This is a genomic window from Roseibium sp. MB-4, from assembly GCF_053005265.1.
In genome coordinates this window covers 1612097-1631833 of sequence record NZ_JBRKQB010000001.1, presented here as the reverse complement: position 1 = coordinate 1631833, position 19737 = coordinate 1612097, and the positions used below count along the sequence as shown (strand labels likewise).

General features: G+C 56.8%; 19 protein-coding genes. 10 read left to right on the top strand and 9 right to left on the bottom strand.

The window, feature by feature from the left end:
* Positions 1-85: 85 nt before the first annotated feature.
* The 6 genes from ACVDG4_RS07605 (at position 86) to ACVDG4_RS07580 (ending at position 7657) form a co-directional block, all read left to right on the top strand.
* A complete protein-coding gene (locus ACVDG4_RS07605) occupies positions 86-559 on the top strand; it encodes a BA14K family protein (protein WP_209173142.1) in 474 nt (157 codons plus the stop codon).
* Between the two features lie 284 nt (positions 560-843).
* Positions 844-1617, top strand: coding sequence for a substrate-binding periplasmic protein (locus tag ACVDG4_RS07600; RefSeq protein WP_209173143.1), 774 nt, complete (start codon positions 844-846; stop codon positions 1615-1617).
* A 386-nt stretch (positions 1618-2003) separates the two neighbouring features.
* The gene (locus tag ACVDG4_RS07595; protein WP_409690243.1) at positions 2004-3590 is read left to right on the top strand and encodes a peptide ABC transporter substrate-binding protein; all 1587 of its coding nucleotides are present in this window, start codon (positions 2004-2006) and stop codon (positions 3588-3590) included.
* A gap of 370 nt (positions 3591-3960) precedes the next feature.
* Positions 3961-4884: an oligopeptide ABC transporter permease OppB gene (gene oppB, locus ACVDG4_RS07590; protein WP_447234583.1), complete on the top strand. Its 924-nt coding sequence runs from the start codon at positions 3961-3963 to the stop codon at positions 4882-4884.
* Positions 4885-4895: 11 nt separating this feature from the next.
* Complete coding sequence (locus tag ACVDG4_RS07585; protein ID WP_447234582.1) at positions 4896-6023, top strand: ABC transporter permease subunit; 1128 nt, start codon at positions 4896-4898, stop codon at positions 6021-6023.
* Positions 6024-6034: 11 nt separating this feature from the next.
* Positions 6035-7657, top strand: coding sequence for an ABC transporter ATP-binding protein (locus tag ACVDG4_RS07580; RefSeq protein WP_447234581.1), 1623 nt, complete (start codon positions 6035-6037; stop codon positions 7655-7657).
* Positions 7658-7736: 79 nt separating this feature from the next.
* Here the strand turns inward: ACVDG4_RS07580 and ACVDG4_RS07575 are convergent, their stop codons facing one another.
* Both ACVDG4_RS07575 and ACVDG4_RS07570 read right to left on the bottom strand, forming a co-directional pair.
* Positions 7737-8450 (bottom strand): GntR family transcriptional regulator, encoded by a 714-nt coding sequence (locus ACVDG4_RS07575; protein ID WP_420338305.1) that lies wholly within the window; start codon positions 8448-8450, stop codon positions 7737-7739.
* A 363-nt stretch (positions 8451-8813) separates the two neighbouring features.
* Positions 8814-9866 (bottom strand): dipeptidase, encoded by a 1053-nt coding sequence (locus tag ACVDG4_RS07570; protein ID WP_447234580.1) that lies wholly within the window; start codon positions 9864-9866, stop codon positions 8814-8816.
* Positions 9867-10039: 173 nt separating this feature from the next.
* Between ACVDG4_RS07570 and ACVDG4_RS07565 the strand changes: the two genes are divergently transcribed.
* Positions 10040-10780 carry a L,D-transpeptidase gene (locus ACVDG4_RS07565; protein ID WP_447234579.1) on the top strand — a complete coding sequence of 247 codons (741 nt, stop codon included), beginning with the start codon at positions 10040-10042 and terminating at the stop codon, positions 10778-10780.
* 29 nt (positions 10781-10809) lie between these two features.
* On the opposite strand, the gene trhA is transcribed toward ACVDG4_RS07565, so the two are convergent.
* Both trhA and ACVDG4_RS07555 read right to left on the bottom strand, forming a co-directional pair.
* On the bottom strand, positions 10810-11478 hold the full coding sequence (trhA, locus tag ACVDG4_RS07560) for a PAQR family membrane homeostasis protein TrhA (RefSeq protein ID WP_447234578.1): 669 nt from the start codon (positions 11476-11478) through the stop codon (positions 10810-10812).
* 93 nt (positions 11479-11571) lie between these two features.
* Positions 11572-12933: a DHA2 family efflux MFS transporter permease subunit gene (locus tag ACVDG4_RS07555; RefSeq protein ID WP_447234577.1), complete on the bottom strand. Its 1362-nt coding sequence runs from the start codon at positions 12931-12933 to the stop codon at positions 11572-11574.
* A 214-nt stretch (positions 12934-13147) separates the two neighbouring features.
* Here ACVDG4_RS07555 and ACVDG4_RS07550 point away from each other — a divergent pair, with 214 nt between their 5' ends.
* A complete protein-coding gene (locus tag ACVDG4_RS07550) occupies positions 13148-13750 on the top strand; it encodes a nitroreductase family protein (RefSeq protein WP_447234576.1) in 603 nt (200 codons plus the stop codon).
* On the opposite strand, the gene ACVDG4_RS07545 is transcribed toward ACVDG4_RS07550, so the two are convergent.
* The 3 genes from ACVDG4_RS07545 to ACVDG4_RS07535 form a co-directional block, all read right to left on the bottom strand.
* Positions 13747-14406 (bottom strand): cupin domain-containing protein, encoded by a 660-nt coding sequence (locus ACVDG4_RS07545; protein ID WP_209173155.1) that lies wholly within the window; start codon positions 14404-14406, stop codon positions 13747-13749. The two genes, ACVDG4_RS07550 and ACVDG4_RS07545, sit on opposite strands and share 4 nt — an antisense overlap.
* A 67-nt stretch (positions 14407-14473) precedes the next feature.
* Positions 14474-15259 carry a substrate-binding periplasmic protein gene (locus ACVDG4_RS07540; protein WP_447234575.1) on the bottom strand — a complete coding sequence of 262 codons (786 nt, stop codon included), beginning with the start codon at positions 15257-15259 and terminating at the stop codon, positions 14474-14476.
* Between the two features lie 156 nt (positions 15260-15415).
* The gene (locus tag ACVDG4_RS07535) at positions 15416-16264 is read right to left on the bottom strand and encodes a substrate-binding periplasmic protein (RefSeq protein WP_447234574.1); all 849 of its coding nucleotides are present in this window, start codon (positions 16262-16264) and stop codon (positions 15416-15418) included.
* Positions 16265-16699: 435 nt separating this feature from the next.
* Between ACVDG4_RS07535 and ACVDG4_RS07530 the strand changes: the two genes are divergently transcribed.
* On the top strand, positions 16700-18172 hold the full coding sequence (locus ACVDG4_RS07530; protein ID WP_447235096.1) for a helicase HerA domain-containing protein: 1473 nt from the start codon (positions 16700-16702) through the stop codon (positions 18170-18172).
* A 98-nt stretch (positions 18173-18270) separates the two neighbouring features.
* Entirely contained in the window at positions 18271-18741 is a 471-nt protein-coding gene (locus ACVDG4_RS07525) for a DM13 domain-containing protein (RefSeq protein ID WP_447234573.1), read from the top strand.
* Between the two features lie 51 nt (positions 18742-18792).
* On the opposite strand, the gene ACVDG4_RS07520 is transcribed toward ACVDG4_RS07525, so the two are convergent.
* Together ACVDG4_RS07520 and ACVDG4_RS07515 are read right to left on the bottom strand one after the other, a co-directional pair.
* Positions 18793-18987, bottom strand: a complete 195-nt coding sequence (locus tag ACVDG4_RS07520; RefSeq protein ID WP_133952892.1) for a hypothetical protein — start codon at positions 18985-18987, stop codon at positions 18793-18795.
* A 169-nt stretch (positions 18988-19156) separates the two neighbouring features.
* Complete coding sequence (locus tag ACVDG4_RS07515; RefSeq protein WP_447234572.1) at positions 19157-19498, bottom strand: hypothetical protein; 342 nt, start codon at positions 19496-19498, stop codon at positions 19157-19159.
* Between the last annotated feature and the right edge of the window lie 239 nt (positions 19499-19737).

Here is a 19737-nt window from a genome sequence, read left to right as displayed (position 1 = left end):
CCGGGCAAACGTGGAGGCGTCAACGGTGACTGGTCGCAGCTTGAATGAAATAACTGATCTGATGCGCCGACGGACGCGTGCAGCAATGAGACTTGCAGCCGCTTCAGTGTTCGGCCTTGCAGTGATTGTAGCCGGAGTGCTGGTAAGCGGAACGGAAACTGCGAAAGCAGATTCCATCTACATCGGCAGCGGAGGCATTGGCTTTTCCTTTGGGACTGGCGGGTATCGTGGCGGCGCCTATTACGGCGGTCGCGGCTACTACGGCGGCCGCGGGTATTATGGCGGCGGTTACTATAGACCGCACCGGCCTTACTATCGTCCGTACTACAAGCGCCCTTATCGCTACCGGTCACGAGTTCGGATCAATCCGCCCCTCTACATTGCACCGCCGCCGGTCGTGGTCTACCCGGGCGCCCCTCAGCGGGTGCCGTACACCAAGACCGGGCTCGCGCCGTTTACACCGGAGTACTACGCGTATTGTGCCCGTAAGTTTAAGTCCTTTAACCCAAATACCGGCACGTATCTGGCTTACAGCGGGAAACATCGATTCTGCCGGTGAGCCCCGTTTGTTTGTGTTTGGATCCAAACTGATCGCACCGGCGCGCTGACTGCGCGTCGGTTTTCCTTGCCGTAATTTGCAGAGTGTCTTTGGAGGTAAAGTCTTCGTGCCCAAGAGGCAGTCCCTGCGTCAATCAACAGGTAAAGTTTTCGAAAATTCGAATTAAATTTGAATTACTTAGTAGTAATTACAGTGCGATAAATACAGCGAGCCAGATTAAGCTGTTTTTCATAGCTATCGATTTGGATGGTGTCCTAATTGGCCTCCAGACACTGGGAAAATCGATGAAAAAAACAGCCCTCTTTTCTGTCCTCCTGACAATGACTCTGCAGCCGGCAACGTCATGGGCGGACGAGATCACCGTAATGGCGGGCAACTTGCCACCCATGTTTCTTGACGGTGGCGGCGGCCGCGAGGCGGAGCTGATTACTGCGGCCCTTGAGAAATGCGGTCACACGGTCAAATTCAACATTCAGCCGTTCACACGTCACTGGGAAAGCTTCAAGAACGGGCAGGGCGATGCTGTCGCGACTGTTCCGATGGGCATGCCGATCGATGGCACGGCGACCGGCGTGTATATCCACTATCAGAACGGTGTCTCGTTTCTTACGGACAGTGGTGCCAGCTACGACGGTTTGCCGGATCTTTCCGGCAAGAAGGTTATCGGCTTCAAAGGCGCTGAAAGCATTATTCCGGGCCTTGCCGACCACACCGGATCGTTTGCGGACTACAGGGAAGTGACCGATCAGATTACTCAGAGCCGGTCGCTGTTCGGCGGGCGTGTCGACGCAATCATCGGCGACGGCATGCTGTTTGCGGAGTACAATCAGCAGCTTCGCGGCCAAAGCGATCTGCGGTTCGATCCCAATCAGTCTGTTTCCTTCAAGGCCGTGTTTGACTCCAGCCCGTACACCATGGCGTTCCGGGATGCGAAGGTTGCGGCCGACTTTGACCGGTGTTTCAAGGAAATTGAAGCTGACGGCACCGTGAAGGCAATCAACACTAAATGGGTCGACAAGTACCGCGACAGCCTCGGTTCTTCGTATCTCGGTTACTGATACTCAGAAGACTTGCTGACCAAGCCCGGCCGGCTCCGGACCGGACGTTTCGAACAGTGTACGCACACGTTCGGGCGTTCTGTTTGGGCCGGCCGGTTTTGTTTGTGACGCCAAGAAGGTGTAGCATTACTTCTCCAAGCAGCGCCGCAGTACCGCAAAAACAACTTTAGATTGTAATTAAGCATCGGTTGCCGAGCGTGACTTCTTTGGCTGCATTCGACAAGATCGGAAATATTTTCCCGTTCAGATCTGTTTGTAGGAAGAATATTGCCTTTTTGGATTCTTGGTGGAAACATATTCAGGCAGCGCTTGAATGCACGTTATGGGCGTGGAATGTATATCGCCATCGTTTCTTAAATTGACAAAAATCCAGAGGGGAGAACGATATGATCAAGTCCTTACGCGTCACCGCGCTCGCCGCCGCGCTGATGGCGGCAACATCGCTTACGGCCATGGCCGAAGTGGTTTATCACCGTGGAAACACGGGTGATCCGGAAACACTGGACCAGCACAAGACGTCCACCGTCTATGAGGCGCACATTCTGCGCGATCTTTATGAAGGCCTCGTCGCTTACAACGCAAAAGGGGAAATCATCCCGGGTGTTGCCGAAAGCTGGACGGCGTCGGAAGACGGCACTGTTTACACCTTCACGCTCCGCGAAGATGCCAAGTGGTCGAATGGCGACCCGGTGGTTGCTGGCGATTTCGTTTATTCGCTGCGCCGGATCATGAATCCGGAAACAGGCGCAAAATATGCAAACATCCTGTACCCGATCAAGAACGCCGAAGCTGTCAACACCGGCGATTTGGCGGTGGAAGAACTGGCCGTTAAGGCGATTGATGACCGCACGCTCGAAATCGCTTTGGAAGCGCCCACCCCGTATTTCATTGACTTGCTGGGTCACCAGACAGGATTGCCTGTACACCCGGCCACCGTTGAGGCTCATGGCACGGACTTCGTGAAGCCGGAAAACATCGTTTCGAACGGGCCTTTCACGCTGGTCGAGTTCACACCGAACGCCCAGCTGAAGGCCAACAAGAACCCGCACTTCCACGATGCGGATAATGTTCAGATCGATACGGTGATTTTCTATCCGACCGAAGACCGGGGTGCGGCCCTGCGCCGGTTCCAGGCGGGCGAGCTGCATACCAACAACGATGCGCCGACCGAGCAGGTCGCCTTTATGAAGGAAGAGCTCGGACCGCAGTTCCGCGTCGCGCCGTATCTAGGCAACTACTATTACGCCCTCAACCATGAAGACGAAGCGCTGTCCAACCCGGATGTGCGACGGGCTCTGTCCATGGCGATCGACCGGGAGTTCCTTGCCGAGGAAATCTGGGGCAGCGTTATGGTCCCTGCCTATTCCTTCGTTCCGCCTGGCATCGGCAACTACGGTGAACCGGCTTATGCGGACTACAAGGACATGTCCTTGATTGACCGTGAAGACAAGGCGATCGAGCTGCTTGCTGGCGCTGGTTACTCTCCAGACAATCCACTGCAGTTGGAGATCCGCTACAACACCTCCGAAAACCACAAGAACACGGCCGTTGCGATCGCCGATATGTGGAAGCCTTTGGGTGTTGAAGTGTCCATGCTCAACACGGATGTCGCCACCCACTATGCGCATTTGAGGGACCGGGGTGACTTCGATGTCGCACGTGCCGGCTGGATCGGCGATTACTCCGATCCTCAGAACTTCCTGTTTATGGTGGAAAGCGACAACACGGGTTTCAACTACGCGCGGTACAACAATCCGGAATATGACGCGCTGATGGATGAGGCCGCAAAGACCGTTGATCTGGAAAAGCGCGCGCAGCTCCTGCAGCAGGCCGAAGCTTTGTTCATGCGTGACCTGCCGTTCATCCCGTTGATGTACTACGGCTCCATGAATCTCGTCTCCGACACGGTCAGTGGATTTGAAGATAATCTTCAAAATATCCATCCGACACGCTGGATGAGTATTGCCCAATAACGGTAACATTCGAAATTGGCAGCGGCGGATCTTCCGCTGCTGCCGGTTTTGCAAGATGGCAGCCTGATTGGCTTAGGGCCAGGACCCATTAATTTGGATGAATTGGTAGGGAAGAATTTGTTCCGATACGAGGCGCAGTGCTGCAGGAAACCGTCCGGTTTTCAAAGGATTGCAACGACGTTGCCGGGCAAAGTCACTCTATACTTCCGGAATGCAAAACGGCTTCGATCCGCTCCGTCAAACCGCTCAGCCGGGCACGAAGCCCGCATATTGCGCTTTTCCTTGCAGCTCATCGCCGTTTGCCGTGCCAATTCAATCAATTTAATGAGTCCTGACCCCAAGATCATCGTGGAATGAGAAGGGCAAGCTGATGACCCGCTACGTGTTCGGTCGATTGCTGGGCGCAATCCCGACGATTTTTCTGATTGTAACAATCTCCTTCTTTTTGATCCGGATCGCGCCGGGCGGGCCGTTCGATCTCGAACGCCCGCTTGAAGCCAAAGTGATGGAAAATCTGAACAAGATTTATCACTTGGACGAGCCGCTCTGGACACAGTATCTGCTCTATCTGAAATCTATTTCGCAGCTCGATTTTGGGCCGAGCTTTTACTTTCGCGACTTCACCATCAATGAACTCTTTGCTGCCAGTTTGCCGATCTCGATCCAACTCGGTATGAGCGCCCTTGCCCTGGCGCTGGTTGTCGGTGGTCTCATGGGTGTTGTAGCTGCGCTCCGGCAAAATGGTCCGGCGGATTACTCTGTGATGGCCGCTGCGACCCTGGGTGTGACCATACCAAACTTTGTCGTGGCTCCCGTTCTGACGCTCTTGCTCGGTGTCTGGCTCGGCTGGCTGCCTGTTGGGGGCTGGGGTGATGGGGCCTTCGTCAACAAGATCCTGCCCGTGGTGACACTGGCACTGCCGCAGATTGCGGTGATTGCCCGATTGACCCGCGGATCCATGATCGAGGCGTTGCGCTCCAACCACGTTCGAACTGCTCGGGCCTATGGTTTGACAAACTATCTGGTGATAGTGGTCCACACCTTGCGCGGCGCGATCCTGCCGGTGGTGTCTTACATGGGGCCGGCCGCGGCTGCCCTGTTGACCGGATCCGTGGTGGTGGAGACCATCTTCGGTATTCCCGGCATTGGGCGCTATTTCGTGCAAGGCGCGCTGAACCGCGACTACACGCTGGTTATGGGCACCGTGGTCGTCGTGGCGTGTTTCGTCATCATCTTCAACCTGGTCGTGGATCTGCTTTATGCGCTGCTTGATCCGCGCGTGCGCTACGACTGAGGATATCACACATGTCTGTCACGACACCCGATACCGTCGACGTTCCGCAACGCGGGCGCTCGCTCTGGGATGATGCCCGCGACCGGCTTCTGGCGAACAAGGCGGCTGTTGCCAGCATGATTGTGCTGGCCACCATTGCGCTGTTGTCGGCCTTTGGCCCGATCCTGTCGCCGCATGACTATGACACGGTTTACAGGGACTATGTGAAGGTGCCGGCAAGCCTGGGCGCCTACCCGAAACCGGATCAGGTTGAGCCAGCGTTTGAAGCCCTTGTGAAACGAGCGCGTTTGAGTCTTGAAAGTTATGAGCGGGTTGGCGATCAGGTGGTGGCGCAAGTGACCTCCCGCCGGGCCATCGATCCACGATCAACGCGGTACATCGATCGAAGCGACTTGTTCAAAAACGCCGCCTTGAGCGACCTTGCAGACGATAACAAGCGCGCGACGCTGACAGCGGACATCAACTACCTGCATTTCTACTTTGGCACCGATGCGAATGGCCGGGACCTGATGACCCGGACGTTCATTGCCGGCCGTGTTTCCTTGACCATCGGTCTGCTCGCGACCGTCGTTGCCATTACCATCGGTGTTCTTTACGGGGCGACGTCCGGATATCTTGGCGGACGGGCCGACCAGCTGATGATGCGGGCGGTCGACATTCTGTATTCTCTCCCCTTCATCTTCTTCGTGATCATGCTGGTGGTGTTCTTCGGCCGGAATTTCATTTTGATGTTTATCGCCGTTGGGGCGGTCGAATGGCTGGATATGGCCAGGATCGTGCGCGGTCAGACGTTGACCATCAAGCGGCAGGAATACGTGCAGGCAGCCGAGGCCATGGGCGTTGGTGACGGCGGCATCGTTCGCCGGCACATCATCCCGAATACCCTCGGCCCGGTGGTTGTCTACATGACCCTGCTCGTGCCGAAGGTAATACTTCTTGAGAGCTTCCTGTCGTTCCTCGGTCTTGGCATCCAGGAGCCGATGACGAGTTGGGGCGTTCTGATTTCCGAAGGCGCCCGCAATCTGCAAGGGTCGGCCTGGATGCTGATCTTCCCATCCATCTTCCTGACATCGACACTGTTCGCGCTGAACTTTATCGGCGACGGACTGCGCGATGCGTTGGATCCCAAGGACCGATAGGAGCGAGGCCCATGCAAGACCCAAAACGCCCGGTCCTGGCGATCAAGGACCTGAAAGTCGACTTTGAGACCGCTACCGGTCCGGTCAATGCCGTGCGCGGCGTCGATATCAATGTGAAACCCGGAGAAACCGTGGCCATCGTCGGCGAGAGCGGCTCGGGAAAAAGTCAGACACTGATGGCTGCGATGGGGCTTCTTGCCTCCAATGGCCGGACGCAAGGCGAAGTCCTGTATGAGGATAGCAACATCCTGGGATTGCCGGCGCACCAGTTAAACAAGGTGCGCGGCAAGAAGATTACCATGATCTTTCAGGAGCCGATGACCTCGCTTGATCCGCTCTACACAATCGGGCGCCAGCTCGCCGAGCCGATGGTCGTGCACGGGGGGCTCAGCTGGAAACAGGCGAAGGCAAAAGCTCTGGAGCTGTTGAAGCTCGTCAACATCCCTGAGCCAGAACGCAAGATCAAGGCGTATCCATACGAGATGTCCGGAGGCCAGCGCCAGCGGGTGATGATCGCCATGGCGCTTGCCAATGATCCCGATGTCCTGATCGCAGATGAGCCGACAACGGCACTCGATGTGACCACCCAGGCGCAGATCTTGGATCTTCTGGCGGATCTGCAAAAACGTCTGGGCATGGCCGTAATTTTCATCACCCATGATCTCGGCATTGTTCGTCGGATTGCCGACCGGGTCTATGTAATGAAGACCGGCGAGGTGGTGGAAAGCGGCGAGACAGCTCGCATCTTCACTCAGCCGGAACACCCCTACACCAGGATGCTGCTCGACGCCGAACCGACGGGTCATAAGCCTCCTGTGCCCGACAACACGCCGGTGCTTCTGGAAGCGCAAAAAGTGGGTGTGGAGTTTGTTCTGGAGGCAGGGCTTTTTGGTCCGGCCCATATCCTGAGGGCTGTTGACAATATCAGCTTCTCGCTGCGCCGGGGCCAGACGCTGGGCATCGTTGGCGAGAGCGGATCCGGCAAATCCACACTCGGCCGCGCTGTTTTGAAATTGCTGCCGGCCGGTGGGCGGGTTGTCTTTCAAGGGGAGGTGGTCTCAGGCAAAGACCGAGCGGCCATGCGTGCCTTGCGCAAGGACATGCAGCTGATCTTTCAGGATCCCTTTGGGTCCTTGAGCCCGCGCATGACCGTCGGGCAGATCATCTCCGAAGGCCTTTTGGTGCATGAGCCGTCCTTAAGTGCGCGGGACAGGGATCAAAGAGCCTGCCAGGCGCTCGAGGAAGTGTCGCTCGATCCAGTGATGCGCAACCGCTATCCGCACGAGTTTTCCGGCGGTCAGCGTCAGCGCATTGCAATTGCGCGGACAATGGTTCTCAAACCGCAGTTTGTCGTTCTGGACGAGCCGACATCCGCGCTCGACCGAACCATTCAAAAACAGGTGGTGGAGCTATTGCGCGGCCTGCAGAAGGCATACGACTTGACCTATCTCTTTATCAGTCACGACCTTGCCGTTGTGCGGGCTCTGTCGGACACCGTTATGGTGATGCAGCGGGGCAAGGTGGTCGAGGCGGGAAGTGTTGACGACATCTTCCAGGCACCACAGAACGCTTATACCAAAGAGCTGATTGGCGCCGCGATGTTGACCCAGCAGCAGATGATGGAGACAGCTTAGTCAGCCGTTGGCAACGCATATAACTGGTCACCACTATGGTGGCCGGAGGTTGTCGGTCTATTTGCAGATCCTGTCCCGCTCAGATCTTTGCGAAGACTTCCGTCCGCACCTCGTCGGTGACTTCAATCGTGTTTGTCGTCGCATGCTGGATCGCCATTTTTCGAGCTTGATCAGGATCTTTGGTGGCAATCGCCTCGATCAGTTCGTGATGGGAGGCTTTGATCTTGTCGATCCAGATCAGATTGTTCGTGTGCCGGGTAATGATAAACCGGTGCAGGTGAAGCAACGTGCGCAGGAGGACTGGCTCGAGCACCGGCATGTCGGCAAAACGCAGCATGGTCATATGGAAGGCGATATCTGCCTCGGAGATGCCGATCTTGTCGCGTTTGGCCCGGATATCGTCATAGCGGGCTGCCAACTGACGAAGTGTGTCCAGCTGATCGTCTGTAATATCTGGCGTAATCCGGTCAACGGCGGCGGTTTCGATGTTGAGGCGCAGCCGGAAAAGGATGATCGCTTCCTTGTTGGTGGTTTGGGTAACAAACGTGCCCTGATACCCGCGCCGGATTACCAACCCGTCTTCCTGAAGGGTCAACAGAGCTTCGCGGATCGTACTTTGGGAGCAATTATAGGACTGCGCGAGTGATTGCTCTGTGATTGGGCTGGCCGGATTCAGCTCCCCTAAAAGGATCTGACGCTTCATATTGTCATAGACAGCGTCAGCCTTGCGTCTGCGGCGCTCGCCTTGAAAGCCCGCAGCCTGCGGATCTGTTGCCCCAACATCGAATACCAAGTCAGCCCCCATTACCGACATGAATGGCAAACCGTCACAGCAGTTTCAGGCGCCGAACGTCCTGTCCGGCCCTAAAGCTTCTTCCCGAATTGTGCCGCAGGTCTGGAGACAGCGGCCGATGGGGCGTGCCAGTTCGCACGCAGATGTCCTTGATTAATTGGGTTTTTAGGTTTCCGGACCCGGATCAGCCGTTTGGTGTTTTTATTATGGTCGGCGGTTCGGCAAACCGATGCACGTTTCAAGCAACATCTGCAAAATTTGCAATGTATGCATCCTCGAATGGAGTGCCTCGAAAAACAATCGCTAATTCGCGATCAGTGGTCACAAGTTCGCGAGAATGTTGAATAATATGGTCAGATTTGCCTATTTCGCTGTTGTTTTCAAAGCGTTGATCCAATTCCGGAAAAACACTTTCTCTAGGGTCTGTTTGGAAAACCCGCGTGCATCCAAGACTTCGGCCAGACGCGGCAGTCCGGTGACGTCGCTGAGGTCTCTCGGCGGGGCGCAGCCGTCAAAATCCGACCCCAAGGCAACGCCGTCTTCGCCGAGCCGGTCCACGAGATAGGCGGCATGATCGGCCACAACATCAAGTGGCGTGTCCTGGTTGAAGTTGCCGTCAGGACGTAGAAATCCGACGAAAAAGTTGATGCCGACGAGACCGCCACTTTCCTTGATGGCGTCCAGCTGCTTGTCCGTAAGGTTCCGGCTGTTGGCACAGATGGCGTGGACATTCGAGTGACTGGCGATGATCGGCTTGTCTGTAATGCGTGCGACATCCCAAAAGCCCTTCTCATTCAGATGCGACACATCCACCAGAATACCCATCTGGTTGCAGGCGCGCACCAGATCGCGGCCGGAGCCGGTCAGGCCCGGCCCGATATCCGGGTTGTGGGGGTGCGCCATCGGTACGCCATAGCCGAAGGCGTTTTCCCGGCTCCAGACAAGGCCAAGTGAGCGGAGCCCGCGCTTGTAGAAAGCCTCAAGCTCATAGAAATTTGTGTCGATGGCCTCCGCGCCTTCAATATGAAGGCTGATAGCCAGCTGGTCCTTTCCCATGGCGCTTTCAATCGCATCCGGCGACATGCAAATGGCAACGGCTCCGTCCGAATCCGCTTCCAGCCGTTCGGCTCGTTCAAGCATCCTTTTGGTAAAGCTGAGGGCCAACTTCTGCTCAACAGGAAGAAAGTTCCGTTTGTCGCTCGGCGAAAAGGGCTTGGAGAAGTCCTGTTCCGGGTTGGATGGAACAAACATGGCAAACAGGCCGCCCGCAAAACCGCCTTCCTTGGCACGCGGCAAGTCAATGTGGCCACGGTCGGACCGCTCGAAGAAATCGCGCGTCTTTCCGCGGATCGCGTCGATCTCCAGCTTCAAAAGCGTGTCATTGTGTCCGTCAAAAGCCGGGATATGCGAAGTCATATGGATGGGTGCCGTTGTTTTTATTGGGAACTACAAAATGGTGGGGCAGGCGGGCTGCTTTCAAGAGGAGTTCACTTTATCCGCAAATTTTGGAAATGTAAGCGCCTGAAGGCAATGTGACTTGCACTCCTTGCGATGCTCGACTTATGAAGAGACCGGATTTTGGAGGTCTCATGACGCGCCGGACATTTGAAAGCACCGAAGCCCCCCTTGCGCTAAGCAAAGGTCTCAGCCGGAGAAGCCTGATGGCGGGCGGGCTGGTTTTGGCGGCGGGAACACTCGCCGGATGCCAGACCTATGAACAGGTCGTCGGCTTGCCCGATCAGCCACCGTTGCCGGACGAAGAGTTCGATTATGCATCGGCCTACGCGGCGTTGCCGGATGGTGATTTCACCTGGCCTGCGATCAACTACAAGGCGTTTGACGAGAAATATCTGCGTCAGGTCGTTGAGTACAAGACCCGCGAAAAGCCCGGCACGATCATCGTCGACCCCTATAACAACTTTCTCTACTGGGTGCTTCCGGGCGGCAAGGCGCTGCGCTATGGCATCGGTGTCGGGCGGGCAGGGTTTGCCTGGTCCGGTGAAGCCTTGGTCCGGGTCAAGCGCCCACATCCCATCTGGCGCCCTCCACGGGAAATGATTGCTCGCAAGCCGTCGCTTGAGCGGTATTGGGAGAAGGGCTTTCCCCCGGGGCTGCGCAATCCGCTTGGCGCGCGCGCCATGGATCTTTGGCAAGGCAGTGTGGACACGCTGTACCGGATCCACGGCACCAACAAGCCCTCTTCCATCGGCAAGAGCGTTTCGTCCGGCTGTATCCGCATGTGGCAGCAGGACGTGATCGACCTGTTTGACCGGGTGCCGCTCCGTACCAAGGTCGTTGTCCTGACTAAGGACGAGGATATCTCCACTTAAGCGGTTAAGTTCAGAAGTTCCGGTGCCGGTTAAGGCATCGGAGCTGCCAGCGCGACATCATGCAGGACCGCCGCGAAGTGGCAAACGGCTGCGGCGAGCACGAATGCATGCCAGATCGCGTTCTGGAACAGCAAATTCTTCCAGGCGTAGAAGACGGTTCCGATCGTGTAGAGCAAACCGCCCGCCACAATCATCCAGAAACCAAAGGCCGACGCGTTCTCCATAAGTGGTTTGACAACGAAAACCACCACCCAGCCAAGGCCCAGGCAGATCGGAACGGTCAAGCGGTCCATGCCCTGCAGGTTTAGAAGTTTCACAATCGCTCCGGTCAGGGCGCCGCTCCAGACAACGGCCAGCAGAACACCCCCGGTCCAGCCGCCGATGATCATGGCCGCGAGCGGGGTATAAGTGCCCGCAATCATCAAAAAGATCGCTGCATGGTCCAGCCGGCGCAGCACTCCGGCCTTATGGTCTTTTACAAACATGTTGTAGAGCGCTGAACAGATCAGCATGGCCATCAGGCACGCGGCATAGATCAGCACACTGACCTGGCGGGCGAGATCACCGCTGTTCCAGAGCGTCAGTGTCAGGATGATTGATGCGGCAACACCCAGACCAATTCCAATCACATGGATCGTTCCGTCGGCGATCAACTCGCCAAGCGTCTGGTGTCTGGGCTGGGGGCGGTTTTGCGCCATGTTTTGCTCCGTTGCGGCAAGCGTTTCAGATTGCCTCCCCGAACGGTATCACCGATCGTGGGGTCAAAGTGTCAATATCCGGTTAGGACGCCGTCATGATGTAGCCTGCTGTTCCGGGCGGATGGCAAACCAGCAAAACGCTGTGCAGCCCACAAAAATGGCCGCAACCGTCCAAAACACAGCTGGGAAACCTGCATCGATCGCCAGGAATACGCTGCCGAGCGTGACGCCAAGCGTGGCACCGATCAGCCGGAAAGTGATCAGCAAGCCGCTCACTTCGCCTTGCTTTTCAGACGGTACCGCGTTCGCCGTGATCCTGCCTGCCGGGATCATGGCGAAGGGAAGGGCGATGCCCCAAATCAGGAGTGCAGGCGCCAGGACAAGGTAATTGTCCAGGAGCATCGCAGTTCCGATGCACAAATTGGCTGCGATCAAAACGATCAGCCCGCCAAGAACGGGACGGCGGGACCCGGATTTGTCGGCGATCGTTCCGGCCGGCGCCGACAGGAACGGGATTGGCAAGACGGCGATGACGGTCGCTGCACCGGCCCAAAGAGCCGAATAAGAGAGATCGAGCTGGAGATATTGCGGCACGAGCACAGCGACAACGATCTTGCTCATCTGGGTCAGCAGAAAAACAAGAACGCCTGCTGTAAACGCTGGGGACTGAAACAAGCGCACGTCAATAAGCGGGGCCGTCTGGCGGACTTCCCAGATCACAAAGGCGCTCAACCCAACGATGCCGGCGGCGAGGCTCAGATAGATCAGCCGTGTCCCCCAGCCAGCATCCGGTCCTTCCATCAATCCGAAAATCAAGGCCGTCAGGCCAACGAGTAGTAAAATGAGGCCAATGCGGTCGATGTCCGGCCGGGCGCTTTTGGCATCCGGCGCGCGCCAAAGAATACAGGCGAGAATTCCCGCCGTCCCAACGACCGGAATGTTGATCCAAAACACCCATCGCCAGGAAAGCAGGTCGGTCAGAACACCGCCAATCAACGGTCCCGCCGCCAGGAATAGGGTTGCGGTCGCGCCGAGAACACCGAGCGCGCGGCCACGCTCGTCGGATTCGAAGGTCAGAGTTGCAGCAGCGAAAGTGATTGGAAACATGATCGCGGCGCACAGTCCTTGAACCACACGCATCGTGATCAAGAGTGCCGCATTGTCCGCGAACCCGGCTATCAGACAGGCGGCGGCGAAAAGCGAGCAGCTGGCAATCAGTGCCGGACGGAGGCCGAACAGGTCAATCGCCTTGCCGCCGATCGCAGCGAAGCAGGTGAATGCCAGCATGTAAGCATTCAGGATCCAGTGTGCGGTTGTTGCCGATAATCCGAGTTCAGATTGGATTGCGGGCAGGGAAACGCCCAGAACCGTCTCGTCCAGCATCACGAGCCCGCCAAGACCACCCATGGCAAAGACCAGGCCGCGCCGGCGGTTGTGCTCTGAAAGTCCTGTCATGTGCGCTCATCTGATGAAATGTCCGTTGGCCTCAGCCTAGTGCGGGCATTGCGTGTCGTACAGGAGTTTTCGGATGGGGAGCCTTGTCTCTAGCCAACGGCAGACATATGAAGTCTCGAATTCAAATATCTTATAAAAAAGTATCTTGATATAAAGATAAATATCGCCTATCTGATGTGCATCGCCACAGTTCTTGGGTTTAAGGAGTTTTGAAATGACCCGTGTTGCAGACCATCCGGTTGATGATCTTTTTTTGAAGCGTTGGTCCCCGCGCGCGTTTGATGGGGCTCCGATGCCCGAAGCGGATCTGAAAACCATCCTGGAGGCCGCACGATGGGCGCCGTCAGCCTTCAACACGCAGCCCTGGCGGTTCGTCTACGCCCTGCGCGGAGATGCTGAATTTGAACGGCTTTACGCCTTGCTGGACGACTTCAACGGGAGCTGGGCTATCGGCGCCTCAGCGCTGGTCTTTGTGATTTCAGATTCTCTGGTCGATGGCGTCAGCGAAGACGGACCGGTTCCGGCAATTTTTCACGCGTTTGATGCCGGTGGTGCCTGGGCCCAGGCTGCGCTGCAAGCTACGCTGCTCGGCTACCATACGCACGCCATGGCAGGCTTGCGCAGGGATCAGGCCCACGAGGTTCTGGGCTTGCCGGAACGGTTGAAGGTCCATGTCGCCTTTGCCATAGGCCGCCGCGGAGATGCAGAGCAGTTGACGCCAGAGCTTCAGCAGCAAGAACGCCCAAGCGGCCGGCGCCCCTTGAGCGAGATTGCCTTTCACGGCCGCTTTGAGCTGTCTTTGGAGGCAGCCGCTTAGTCAGCAGTAAGGTGCCCGGTTTTCCGCCAGACCCGGGCGCCGTTTTCTGTCTTGATCGTCTGACTGCTGCCGGCTGGTAAACGCAGCCAGGTGCCTTGGTCATACCGGCCGTTTTCGTCTTCAAAGGCCCCTTCGACGACAAAATACTCCGCGCCGCCGGGGAAGGATTGCTCGCCAAAAGCCGCGCCGCTCTCCCAGTGGAGCATGACCACCTCTTCATCGGGGCGCACAAAGAGGGGAAGAATATGTTCGCCCGTTCGGCCCGCCTGCCACCCGGCCGGATCCAGCGTATCGACCCGGACAAACGTGTCGTCGTCTGTCTGCATTTGCCGCAGCTTCACCAGAATGACTGCTCCAGGTTCGCTGGATGGTATGTGCCGTGAGCCTGGCGGGTTGCGGACATACATGCCTTTCGGAAAGTCTCCGGTCTCATCGGTAAAGACGCCGTCGAGCACCAGAAACTCTTCGCCGAGATCATGGGAATGGGCTGAGAATGAGGAGCCTGGCGCATAGCGAACCAAGCTGGTTGCGCGGGCGACCTCTTCGCCGTCGCGTTCCAGCATACGCCGCTCCACACCCGCCATGGGGGAGGCGATCCAATCGAGGGTCGCGCTATCAACCTGGGCCCGTTTCGACAAATCGGCGTGGATCTTCATCCAGTCAGCTCCTGCTCATAATAACTTCCGTATTGATGTGGTGCTTCACCGGGCAAAGGGAAGAGCCTCAATCCATGAGGGGGGCTGACGGATCGCCGGTGTCTGGAACGGGGAGAGCCAGGTGCCCGAACGCCACCTTGTAGTCTTCCGTCCGTCTGACCTCCCTAATGGCTGCACTCACAGCATCGACAAGCTGGGTTGGCACAGTCTGTTGGCTGAACATGAAATGTACAGGCTCCTCCCAAACGGGAAAAGGGTGCACTTCAAAGGCCCCCTCCAGGCCCATCCGGTTTGCAACGCCCATCACGGCGCTGGGCATTTCGACCAGGGCATCAATCCGGCCGGTTTCCAGCATCCGGATACCTTCGGTGGTGGTCGTCGTGTGGAAGACATGATGCTGCCCGGCGTCGCTTCTCATGAAACTGTTAAAAAGCCTTCCGCGATAGGACGAGCGCTCGTGCCCGACGACCAGCTGATGGTCGATGATGTGGTTGATGTCTGAGATGGGATGGTTTTCGGCTTCGCCCTTTCGAAAGATCAGCCGGGCGAGTTCGTTCCGGTAAGGGGCGGAATAGTGGGCGAACTTCGACCGGTGCTCCGTGATGGAGGCAAAGGGGACCATATCGATGTTGCCTTGCGACAATTCCACGATTGCGCGCTTGAATGGCATGATTTCCAGTTCAATCGGGCAATCGATGAGGTCAAAGACGGTTCGAACCAGCTCGACATCTGTGCCGATTAGCTTGCCGCCGGGTGCTCGGTGGCTGAAGGGGAAGTAGTCGCCCGATACCCGCACACGCAGCGGCTCTGAACATAAGGCGTTCTGTGTTGCAGCGGCAGCACTTGGAGCCATAGGAGCCCAAGAGACGAGACACAGAAGCAGTGCGCAAAAGCACCTGCCACATATTTTGAGGCTACTTAGGTGTATGCCCGCAAATTGGAAACGAAAGCGGGTCCTGAAGGTCTGAAGGTATGGCGCTGGCGGCATTGACGCTCCCTTTGAGTATCCTCAATTTGTCTCGGAACCCGCATGTGCAGGGCTGCCGACACTCATGGACCCGAACTGTGATGTATATTCGGGTGTCTGCACCGCTTCGGCCAACACGGCATCGATTTGGGCAACGAACTCTGGAGAAACGGTCTTCCGGCTGAACATGAAATGGACCGGTTCGCTCCAAAGCAAGAAGGGGTGTTCTGCGATCTGGTCCCGCACCCCGAGTGTTTCTGCAAGTGCAAACACGGCAGCAGGCGCTTCAACGATGGCGTTGAAGCGCCCTTTCAGCAGCATGTTCAGACTTTGGCGGGAGCTGCTGACTTGAATTATGTTTTTCTTGGCCTCTGGGGTCTTCAAGAAGGCTTCAAATGCGTCGCCGCGATAGGTTCCGACATCATGGGCGAGCAGGAGATTGAGTTTTAGAAGATCCCCAACTTCGGTGATGGGATATCCACCCTGATCGCCAGCCCGGACGATCAATCCCGCAGTCTCGTTCCGGTAGGGCGCTGAAAAATGAGCAAAGTTCTGCCGCTCTGCTGTGACCGAGGCGAACATCATCATGTCGAGCCGCCCGGCGGCCAGTTCCACCACAGCCCGGGGAAAGGGCATCACAAGAAACTGAGGATCGCACCCCGCCTCACCAAGGATCTGCTCAACGAACCGGAGATCGAGGCCCGTCAGCTTGCCGTCAGCACCGATATAGCTGAATGGTTCGTAATCATCGGAAGCGCCAACGCGAAAGGTTTTCGGACAGTCTTCCGCGCGAACGTTCGCAGGCGGGAGGATTGTCCAAAGCACAGCAAGACCGCCGATGGCAAGCCGGAAGAGGGTGGTGAACAGTCTTCTTGAAGACAAGACAACCATTTCCTTGCTGTTCCTCGTGTGCTCTGCCGACCAAATGTCGGGGATCAAATGGCGTATCTTACTTCAAAATTATCTCGGCTGAATCCTGGCGTCTTTAAGTTCGATAAAGTAGTTATCTAAGAAGATATGTTATTTCTGATTGTGTATTTTGTATTCTGCACCTCTTTTATTGGATGTTAGCTGATAGCTGCATGAGAAAAAACTTAATTCCCGCGACTTGGTAAAACGTTGTGTGAGTTTGCTGTTTTCTCGGTCTTGTCCAAATCGGTTCCCGGCGGTCGGCATTTGTGCCTGAAATCCGTGGCCCAGGGTGGATTTCAGGGATAACCTCTGCTAATCGCAACAGCCGCTTTTCATGATCCGAGGAATCGTTTTCACTCGCGTCTTATAGACAGCAGAGAAAGGGTGGTGGCGCAGGTTTGCGCCCGGTTGTGCATGACCGTTCAAATCGACATTGGTGACATGGCTGGAGGCAAACGTGCCGGGCTCGATTTGGAAGAGCTTCTGGCAACCCGTTTGCTCGTTCAGGGCAACTCCGGATCGGGCAAATCGCACCTCTTGCGCCGGATTCTGGAGCAGTCCGCCCAATGGGTGCAGCAGGCCATCATCGACCCGGAAGGGGACTTCGTGACCCTCGCCGACAAATACGGTCATGTTGTTGTCGATGCGGTGGGCACTGAGAAAAACCTCAAAATGATTGCCGGGCGCGTGCGTCAGCACCGCGTATCCGTTGTGCTTAATCTGGAGGGGCTGGATGCGGACCGTCAGATGAAAGCAGCAGCCACCTTCCTGGATGGTCTTTTTGATGCGGACCGAGACCTTTGGTATCCAATGCTCGTGGTGGTGGACGAAGCGCAGCTCTTTGCACCGGCCGCCGCCGGCGAAGTCACCGAAGAAGCCCGCCGCAGATCGCTCGGCGCAATGACGGATCTGATGTGCCGGGGCCGCAAACGCGGGCTAGCCGGGATCATCGCCACCCAGCGTCTTGCAAAGCTTGCCAAGAACGTCGCCGCAGAAGCGTCCAACTTCCTGATGGGCCGGACATTCCTCGATATCGATATGGCCCGCGCGGCGGACTTGCTCGGCATGGAGCGGCGGCAGGCGGAAAGCTTCCGCAATCTGGACCGGGGCCATTTCATCGCGCTCGGCCCGGCGGTTTCCCGTCGTCCGATCCCGGTCAAGATCGGCCCGGTTGAAACGGCTGGTCGCGGCGGCGGACCGAAGCTGATGCCCTTGCCTGAGCAGCCGAAGGAAGAAGCCAAAGATCTGATTTTTACCCGCTCTCCCGACGAGATCCCGGTCCGGCCGAGGATCGCCGAGCCGGTCGCCTCGACAGATGATGTTCTGAACCAATTGACCAGTGCCGGGGATGCGGCAGAAGCGGAAATCCCGCAAGCCGACAATTTGTTTGAACACGGTGAGCGCGAGGAGAAGATCGATCAGATCATCTCCGAAATTCTCGATGAGGATGAGGCAGCGTTTCAACCCATCGCCTCGCTCTACCAGGACTTTCAGGTCCGCTGCCGGATCGCCAAACTCACCGGCGGGACGCCCGATCTGCAGACCTTCCGGGAAAAACTGTCGGTCGCCCGCGCCGGTGTCGAAAAGGGCGAGGTGGATGACAGTGCCTGGCAGCAGGCCGAACTCATCGCAGCCGAACTGCCGGAAGACATGCGCGGGGTCTATCTGTTGTTGGCGAAAGCGGCTCTTGCCAAGGCGCCGTGCCCGGGCAATATCGAGATTGCAACGGCTTATGGTACCCGGTCCCCGGGCCGGGCCCGCTGGCTCTTGTCCCACATGGAGGAGCGTGGGTTTTTGATCTGTGCGACCGATCTGCGCGGCAACCGGATTGTGACGCTGACGGATCTTGGCTGGCGGACAGAGCCGGGCGACGAAGCCGCCGCCTGACGGGCCGGCCACAAAACTGTTAAGCGGACTTGATTGCAGGCGTGCATTTGCTGCCTATCTCTTCGGAACCGGAGCGAAAAGTCTTTAGGAGATGAACCATGATACGTTGGCTTGCGCTGCTGGTTTCCCATGGCGGAATGCTGGCCGTGGGGTTTGCACTCGGGGTCTATTTCCTGCCCATTCTGACAGCACCCAAAGGACCCGATGCGGCGCTGCTTGCAGAAGCCAGCCAGTCCGCAGAGTATGAAGCCGCGCTCACCCGCGATCTCAAGGGAAGCGATTTCCTGCATTGGGGGGAAGGCTCTATCAGCCTGTCTCAGGACAAGATTGTGCATACCGGTGCGCTCTCACCCGGCCCGGACTACAAGCTTTACTTGGTCAAGGAGTTCGTCGAAGACGAAGCGGGGTTTGAAGCTGTTCGGGAAAGCGCTGTTCAAGTCGCCGACATCAACACCTTCGACGGTTTCATTGCCGATGTTCCGGATGGGGTGAACATTGAGGATTACACCACCGTCCTTGTGTGGTGCGAGGCATTCAGCGAGTTCATCACCGCCGCGAAATACCGGTGAGCAAAAACGCGCGTCTCTGTATCGAGTGAACTCCACTCGGCAATCTTCTGATCAATCTTTGTCTTTGCGCGCGTTTTCAAACAAGACATAGGCAAGGTTCAATACAACGATCACCAGAATGGCCCCAAACACAAACGCTCCAAATCGTTTGGGAGAGATGCCCACCGGTACGTCAAACATCATGACGATCATGCCGAACAAGGCGGTCAGCATGATCAGGGGCATCACCGAATTCTGAAACTTCATGCGTATGCTCCAAAATTTTGCGTGAGCGATCTTGCCCACGTCATCAATGCCTTGAAGTGATATCAGATTTTCAAAGCTAACTCTGTGTTTGTTTGCAAGCGGCTGGCAATAAAATTGCCCGGTCAAAAGCAGGCACGTCACACGCAATGGTTCGAATAGATTGCTTCTGTCAGATCGCCGGGCGCATACGGGTCGGCGACGACTTCGGCACATCGCTTTTGGCGAGCAGGTAGTTGAGTTGGGCCAGCTCTTGATCAATGCCGAGGATCGTCCGGTGCAGAACGCTCTCAAGATAGCTTCCAGCCGGCGCATTTTCTCGGATCACGACTGCCCGGTCGCGGGCGCGCCGCAGAAACAGCATCATGGTTTCCAGTTCGCCGGCTGTCGGTTTGGCGAGCTGTGGAGGTGTTTTTGGGGGCGCTGTCTCCGCCTCATCCTGTGGCTCATACCCATCTGCCGCCAAAGGTGGCGCAGACGATTTCGGCTCAAAATACGTGTCCTGAAATGGCATCAGAATCCCCAATGTTCCTATTTTGTTCTAATTTAAATCAACGCCTCGGCAGATGCAAGACATTCAAATTCGCGGTCATGGAATGCTGGGGCAGGGGGGCGGTTCAGCATGCCTCAGACTAGGCACCACGGCCATGTGGACCGGCGAATTTTTCGCGGCCAGTTCGGAAGTCTCTTGACCGAACTTGCGTAGATAGTTACAAGTGTAACTAATTTGACAGGGCATGATCCCGGGAGGAT

What these genes read in the sequence shown, in the direction of transcription:
- ACVDG4_RS07515 (WP_447234572.1), bottom strand. Translation starts at nt 19,498, where the DNA reads ATGCCATTTCAGGACACGTATTTTGAGCCGAAATCGTCTGCGCCACCT.
- ACVDG4_RS07595 (WP_409690243.1), top strand. Translation starts at nt 2,004, where the DNA reads ATGATCAAGTCCTTACGCGTCACCGCGCTCGCCGCCGCGCTGATGGCG.
- ACVDG4_RS07525 (WP_447234573.1), top strand. Translation starts at nt 18,271, where the DNA reads ATGATACGTTGGCTTGCGCTGCTGGTTTCCCATGGCGGAATGCTGGCC.
- ACVDG4_RS07555 (WP_447234577.1), bottom strand. Translation starts at nt 12,933, where the DNA reads ATGACAGGACTTTCAGAGCACAACCGCCGGCGCGGCCTGGTCTTTGCC.
- ACVDG4_RS07585 (WP_447234582.1), top strand. Translation starts at nt 4,896, where the DNA reads ATGTCTGTCACGACACCCGATACCGTCGACGTTCCGCAACGCGGGCGC.
- ACVDG4_RS07570 (WP_447234580.1), bottom strand. Translation starts at nt 9,866, where the DNA reads ATGACTTCGCATATCCCGGCTTTTGACGGACACAATGACACGCTTTTG.
- oppB (WP_447234583.1), top strand. Translation starts at nt 3,961, where the DNA reads ATGACCCGCTACGTGTTCGGTCGATTGCTGGGCGCAATCCCGACGATT.
- ACVDG4_RS07600 (WP_209173143.1), top strand. Translation starts at nt 844, where the DNA reads ATGAAAAAAACAGCCCTCTTTTCTGTCCTCCTGACAATGACTCTGCAG.
- ACVDG4_RS07530 (WP_447235096.1), top strand. Translation starts at nt 16,700, where the DNA reads ATGACCGTTCAAATCGACATTGGTGACATGGCTGGAGGCAAACGTGCC.
- ACVDG4_RS07565 (WP_447234579.1), top strand. Translation starts at nt 10,040, where the DNA reads ATGACGCGCCGGACATTTGAAAGCACCGAAGCCCCCCTTGCGCTAAGC.
- ACVDG4_RS07520 (WP_133952892.1), bottom strand. Translation starts at nt 18,987, where the DNA reads ATGAAGTTTCAGAATTCGGTGATGCCCCTGATCATGCTGACCGCCTTG.
- ACVDG4_RS07580 (WP_447234581.1), top strand. Translation starts at nt 6,035, where the DNA reads ATGCAAGACCCAAAACGCCCGGTCCTGGCGATCAAGGACCTGAAAGTC.
- trhA (WP_447234578.1), bottom strand. Translation starts at nt 11,478, where the DNA reads ATGGCGCAAAACCGCCCCCAGCCCAGACACCAGACGCTTGGCGAGTTG.
- ACVDG4_RS07545 (WP_209173155.1), bottom strand. Translation starts at nt 14,406, where the DNA reads ATGAAGATCCACGCCGATTTGTCGAAACGGGCCCAGGTTGATAGCGCG.
- ACVDG4_RS07535 (WP_447234574.1), bottom strand. Translation starts at nt 16,264, where the DNA reads ATGGTTGTCTTGTCTTCAAGAAGACTGTTCACCACCCTCTTCCGGCTT.
- ACVDG4_RS07605 (WP_209173142.1), top strand. Translation starts at nt 86, where the DNA reads ATGAGACTTGCAGCCGCTTCAGTGTTCGGCCTTGCAGTGATTGTAGCC.
- ACVDG4_RS07540 (WP_447234575.1), bottom strand. Translation starts at nt 15,259, where the DNA reads ATGGCTCCAAGTGCTGCCGCTGCAACACAGAACGCCTTATGTTCAGAG.
- ACVDG4_RS07550 (WP_447234576.1), top strand. Translation starts at nt 13,148, where the DNA reads ATGACCCGTGTTGCAGACCATCCGGTTGATGATCTTTTTTTGAAGCGT.